This window comes from uncultured Rothia sp. (genome assembly GCF_937976295.1).
Classification (GTDB): domain Bacteria; phylum Actinomycetota; class Actinomycetes; order Actinomycetales; family Micrococcaceae; genus Rothia.
The window spans coordinates 1-6,375 of the sequence record NZ_CALJRY010000062.1; the positions used below are offsets into that span (position 1 = coordinate 1).

General features: G+C 57.3%; 4 protein-coding genes. All 4 read left to right on the forward strand.

Features of this window, described 5'->3' with window-relative positions; translation table 11 throughout:
- Positions 1-307, forward strand: a 307-nt coding sequence (locus Q0216_RS01735; protein ID WP_298592448.1) for an LPXTG cell wall anchor domain-containing protein, incomplete at its 5' end; no start/stop codon positions are given.
- A 303-nt stretch (positions 308-610) separates the two neighbouring features.
- Positions 611-2,422, forward strand: a complete 1,812-nt coding sequence (locus Q0216_RS01740; protein WP_298592450.1) for a propanediol dehydratase — start codon at positions 611-613, stop codon at positions 2,420-2,422.
- A gap of 452 nt (positions 2,423-2,874) precedes the next feature.
- Positions 2,875-4,701, forward strand: a complete 1,827-nt coding sequence (locus tag Q0216_RS01745) for a hypothetical protein (protein ID WP_298592452.1) — start codon at positions 2,875-2,877, stop codon at positions 4,699-4,701.
- A 476-nt stretch (positions 4,702-5,177) separates the two neighbouring features.
- On the forward strand, positions 5,178-6,375 hold a 1,198-nt coding region (locus Q0216_RS01750), incomplete at its 3' end, for an enoyl-CoA hydratase (RefSeq protein WP_298592454.1).

Consider the following 6,375-nt stretch of genomic DNA (forward strand, 5'->3'; position numbering starts at 1 on the left):
TGCTGAGACTGCCGCACCCGCGGCAGACCAGCAGAAGGCGGGGGAGAGCGCTACCGAGCAGAAGGATGATACTTCGGTTGCGGTTCAGAATACCGGCGCTCAGGATACGCCTGCCCAGAAGACTGAAGCAAAGGTATCTGACGATCAGAAGGTTGCCGCTGGTGCCCAGCAGAAGCGTGAGCAGCTGGCGGCTACCGGCGCCTCCAATGTGCTGGTCATTAGCGCCGCTGGGTCGCTGTCACTGCTTGCCGGTATGCGTTTGAGCCGCCGTCGCCGTAGTGAGATGCAGCTCAGTTCTCGCCGCTAAAACGGGTTAAATATTGCCCCACTAGGCAAAACATGCATATAGATGTAGGGATGTTCGAAATGCAAGATTCGAGCATCCCTGCATCTTTAACTTTTTCTAAGGTTATACCTATAATTTAGAGTGCTGTCATAGACGGTACTATCACTCTTTACTGCCTCGTTCACACGGGGTGGGGGAAACGCTGTGAAGCGCCTCCGGTCACCGATATCAGAGAACCGTTCATTCTGCGCCTACTTCCGACCTTTGGGCACAGGAGTCACACGACGATTCATCACACTCACTCACTCACGAAAATAGGTGACCATGTTTTCCACGCAGCGTGCCTGCCGCGGCGCGGCGCTAGTAGCGTCTGCCGCCCTCGGTTTGGGCGGCTCCGTCGCGCCTGCAACTCTGGCCCCCGCTACCTTTGCATCTGCCGCTCACGCGCAGACTCAGCGGCCTGAAAAGCCTGAACTTCCCATCGCCGTCGCCGCCGATGTGGTCAGCCACAACATTACCCTGGACTTGGTTGCTCAGAGCAAAGACTACACCCTGCTGTCGTTGACCGGCGTAACCTCTTTGGAGAATCTGAAGGTTCGCCTGGTCGCCATTTCCGTTGACGACGGTCCCGTGGCGGCGATGACTGTTCCCGCCTCCCAGATGACTGCCTCTCTGAACGATGAGGGTGCACTGGAGGTCAGTATTCACCAGCGCCTGAACGTTGAGCAGCCGTACATGGTGGAAATTGAGAATCTGAGCAACGGCGAGACTATCTCCGTTGAGTTTATGCCCGAACATGGTGCGTCCCTTGACGAGATCATGGCGAGTCGCCAGAACATTTTCTTCCCCGACACCCCCGGTGTTCCCCGCACTAACCGCGTGGAGGCGAACCCCGCCCCCGAGGTGTCCCTGAGCCCCAGCGCATCCCCGAGTGCCGCGAAGGATAGCCCGCGCCCGACGGTTGCCCCGGCACCTTCTGAGGCGCCGTCTGCATCGCAGAGCGCTTCGGCGCGTCCTTCCGCGAGCGCGTCTGCTAGCGCCTCGGCGAGTGCATCCGCGAGTGCTTCTGCTGACGATGCGGTGCCCGCTGAGGTGACCGAGGACCGTCTGCTGGTGCACTCCCGCTCTAATCAGGCTCCCGCGGAGACCCGCGAGGCGACCCTGGAAATTTCTACCGCAGAACTGCGCGGCTCGGATGAGCTGCAGCCGATTAGCGTGCGCGCTAGGAACGTGGCGGAGAGCGGCTTGGGCTATGACGTGATGGTCTTTGAAATGCCCGCCGACGGTGGTGCCGTGGGTTCGCCGCTGGCGACCACGCATGTGAGCCCTCAGCAGGTGGCTGACGCTTCTTTCTCCGCTGATTTGAAGGTTCCCGGCACTTCTTTGAATGCGGGCAAGCGCTACCGTGTGGTTGTGGTGGGCGGTGACTCCACTGAGGAGCTGAAGCTCATGGCGACCAGCACTTTTGGTGTGAGCGTGATTCAGCGTGCTGTTCCTGTTGATTCGGCTCCGAGGCCTACGAATACTGTTGTTCGCCCGCTGGTCCCGGTGATTTCTGAGGCGAATCAGCGGGTGAGTCCTTCGGCTCCTTCGGGCTATGTGAGCCCTGCGGGCTCTTCAGATGCCTCTGCAGACGCTCAGGGTTTGGTGACTGATTCTGTCGCTAAGATTCCGTCGGCGGATGGCGCTCTGGGCTATATTATGCAGGCGCAGCAGTCTGCGCGTGCGATTACCGCGCAGGCTCGTAGTTCTGTGGCTGAGACTGCGGTGGTTCCTTCGACGATGGTGATGTCTGGTTATGCAGTGATGCTGCCCGGTCGTACTGTGGTGAACCTGTTGGGTTACCAGCCTCTTGAGGGGGAGACGGTGACTGTTGCTTCGCCGCAGGAGAATGCGGGTGCTGCGGGTTCGGGTAGTTTCTATACGCGTAGCTCGAAGTCGCGCGGTGATTCTTCCGGTTCGAAGCTGGAGGCGAGCGCCCAGGATAATGGCCCTCTGCCGGAGGGTACTTTGCCGCTGAGTATTGCCCTGCTGGGTTCGGTTGCCTTTGTGGGTACTGCTGTGGCGGTTAACGTGTATCGTCGTCGCCTTGAGGGTGCTGAAGAGCTGGGCGCTGGAGAGCCGGGTGCTGAGTAGCTCCCGATTCTGGATCTTCGCGTTGTGGGGTGTGTTCGGCTCTCTGCAGGGGAGTCGTTGAGCGGGAGGCGCTCTGCCGGGTGCGTGCTGATTGGGTACGTGTTCGGTGGGGTGCCTTCTGTGTATCTGGGTGTCGACCCTGTTGCGTAATGGATCTGTTGTGCCTTGGGAGCGGTGTAAAAAACTCTTTTTCGTGCACTCGTGGGAATGTTTATGGCATTCGAATTTTACGTTATTTATATCTCAGTAAAGTATTTAATTCCCTTTTATTTCGGTAATTATTGCGACATAAAGTTTTAGCACATGAATGCAATGCAACATTAAGTGCAATATCCGTGTTAGGCTAGGGTGTAACCGACGTACTGGTGCGCAAATACCTGGATAGAAACACCGGCTTGTGGTGAGCCTTCCCTAGTCCACGCTTTGCGCCTACATCGCTTGAAATGGCATACATGACTATCACTCGACTTCCGAAACACATTCATGCTTTTTCGCTTGCCGCCGCTTTGGGTGCAAGCGCTTTTGTGCTTCCTGGCGCCTCCGCAGTAGAGGCTGAAGCCATTAATGTGAATGATTGTCTGGCTGCTCTGGTTAATAGCGAATTTGATTCGAGCTGCCCCTATGAAGACCTCGAAATTGAGGTTGATACCATCGAGATTCGCGTGCAGTCCATTAAGGATGGCAAAGCGACCCTGAAGCTTGCACCTCTTTACGAGGGTGGCTATGTGGGTGACGCATCCAAGGTCTACCTGGTGTTGCAGTACTACAGCACCTCTGGCGCGCTGCTCGGATCTGACATCTATGAGCCTTCTGCCCTGCAGGTTGAGCGCGCCGATGACGGCTCAATGCTCGTCACCTTTGAGATGCCGCAGATGCCCCAGGAAGGTTACTACTCCATCAGTGCCATGGATCTGGTGACCTCCGACGCGGGTTACGGCGAATTCATGGTTTCCGAGGGTTCCCTCGTACCGCACGCTATTCCGGTTGAGGATGACTCTGACGAGGTTGTGGTGGACAAGAAGGAGAGTGCCCACCATGTGCCGACCATTGATGAGCTGAAGGCACAGGAAAAGCTCCGCGAAGAGGAGCAGGAGAAGCAGCAGGCTGCAGATCAGAAGGGTAGCAAGGATAAGGTCAAGACTGAGGTTCCCTCTGAAGCTTCTGAAAACCCGAACCTCGAAACCCACACTCAGAAGCTGGAACAGGTCCCGGGCGGATCGACCTCTTCTCGTGATACTCAGACCCTGAGCGTTTCGGAACTGAAGGTTGCGTATGCTGAGGTTCGCTCTGATAAGGAAACCAAGCCGGTGACTATCAGTGCAGAGCGCCTGCCCGTGAACGCGGCTGGCTACGACCTGATCGTGGTTGAAACCGACATGAGCGGCAACCACATGGGTGATGCACTGTCCATTACGCACATCAGCTCTAATCGCATCGTCAATGGCGCGTTCAAGGAAGAGATTGGTATGCCCGGTTCTCTATTGAAGACCGGCTCGGTGTACACCGCTTACCTGGTCCGTGCGGACGATACTGAGTATGCGGAAGAAGTTGTCTCGGTGCGATTCAAAGTCAGCGGTGAGGCGACCGGTAGCGCAGCCTCCTCGACGAAGGATGAGAAGCCCAGCCAGGATGCCAACGCATCGCTCACGCCCAGCACCAATGCGGCCGAGGCGACCGACGCCGCTCAGGGTCGCCCCTCCGCTGCTACTAGCGCCGTCTCGACCCGCTCTGATGCAACCCAATCGGGTTCAGACCAGTCTGCCACGAGCGCACCCCGCTCCACCTTGGATGCGGTGAACGCCATGTCTAAGGCAAATGAAGCGAAGGCTGAGCGTCAGCGTCAGGCCCTGCAGGCTTTGGCTCAGGCACGTACGATGAGCCCCCGTTCGGCTTTTGAGCCGACCCGCACTAACCAGATTTCGGCGTACAGCTCGGGTTCTGACCCGGCGTCTATCGCTGTCGCTGCGAATTCTGGTACGGTCGCCCAGGGGTCCACGAGCGATGCCACCTCCGGTAATGGCAATAAGGGCTTCACGCCCGTCATCCACTCGGAAACCAATACTCGTTCTGCCGCGGTGAATTCGACCACCACTCAGGTGCACTCCAACGCGAATGCTGATCGTCAGGACGGTGTGAAGGCTGTAGCTTCCGCGACATCTCCTGCCGGCGAAGAGGTTGCCCAGCACGGTGCGGCTTTCTGGATTCTGGGAGGCGTTGGTCTGACCCTGGTGGTTGGTGCCGCGTGGATGGCTCACCGTAGGGGAGTCCTTGGTGGCTAGCGCTCCTAATCCGTGCTTTGTGACGGCACTGTATATGATGTTCTTTGTTTCATGAGGACTGTTCGCCCCCGCTATCTGTAGGTGCAGATAGCGGGGGCGAATTACGTGTTCAGGGTGTTCAAAAAACATCTACCTTCACATGAACAAACCTTAAAGTTCGTGATAGGGTTGAAATAACCGATAAATAGATGCGTGCTACTTCCATGTCTTCACCGCTGGAAATGCGAGGCGGAGTAGGGTGCGACTTTTCCGGGGACCTTGCACTCCTGGAGGCTCCCAAGAGCATACGAAGACATGCCGCTAGCATGCATCAATTCCACCATGAAAAGACGCACTGCATGAGCACTCATTCAACAAAATACCGTGTTGTCACCGCAACCCTTTTGATTGCGGGGCTTCAAGGTGGGCTTGTTACACCTTCCATGGCGGCGGAAACCCCCGTCACGACGCACTCTGCCATGCAAAAAACCGCCACCGTGAACGCGACCCCGGACCAGACTGAAGGTAACCAGGAGGCGCAGGGCGCAGCCTCCACAATCACCATGAAGGCGCAGCTTAGGGACGGTGGCTACCTTCTCCGCTGGACGGGCTTCCCCGAAGATCTGGAGGCCTCCAGCATTCTGGTCGACGTGAACTTCTACACCCCGTCCGGTGAGTATGGTGGCTCCGTGCTGGAAAGCCCGACCCTAACTGAGGGGACCAAGGAGGGGGAGTTCCGCCTCCTGATGAGCCCCGCCAAGGAAAAAGAAGTTGTGTACGTCATCGTTCTGACCGACAGCATCAACAACATTTCCTACGAATTTTTTGTCACAGAAGATGGGACGCGTCTAGTTCAGACCGTCGACCCGCGCAACGGTAAGGCAAAGCCCTCTGAACCGCCGGTCGACATTGAGCGTGAAGAAACAGAAACTGCCGAGGCGACTGCTCAGCCGACCTCCGAAGCGGTCAACCCGCCATCACCCACCGCTACGTCATCTGCCGATACGAACGGCGACACGGTTCGCCGTACCGTAGACAACCCGCAGAATAACGATTCTGGTCAGTATGTTGTCTCCGAAGACACCAGCGTGTACGACCCACAGAACCTGAGGAAGGGGAAAGCGCACCTGTCCGTACAGGAATCCCAGGGCGACTCCCAGGACGACACGAAGCCGGTTACGATTCTCGGCACGAACTTCCCTCAGAATGACAAGGGCTACGACCTGATGGTTATGGAAGTTGATTCTGAAGGCAACACTGTAGGCGATGCGCTCGCTATTGTGCATGTTGATTCCGCCTCCATATCTGCTGGTTCTTTTGAAGCAGTTATTGGTGTCCCCGGCGCGTCCTTGCAGATTGGTAAGACCTACCTTGTGGTGGCTTTTGATGCCTCTGGTGACGGCAATCTTCAGCTCAACACGGTGCGTTTTACGGTGACTCAGGCTTCTGCTGAGAGCGGTGGCTCGTCTTCTGACTCTTCCTCTAAGGACGAGAGTAAATCGGCTGCGGAACCTTCTGCGAACCCTACGATTGCCGCTGATACTGCAGGTGCATCCGGCGCGAATACGCCCGCCGCGGGTTCCAAATCCAAGACCCGCGGCATTCAGGCTGATACTGCCATGGCTCCGGGCACTCGGGACGCCACGATTTCTGTTCCTCGCCCCTCGGGTGGTTCTGCTACCGAGTCCTCTTCGG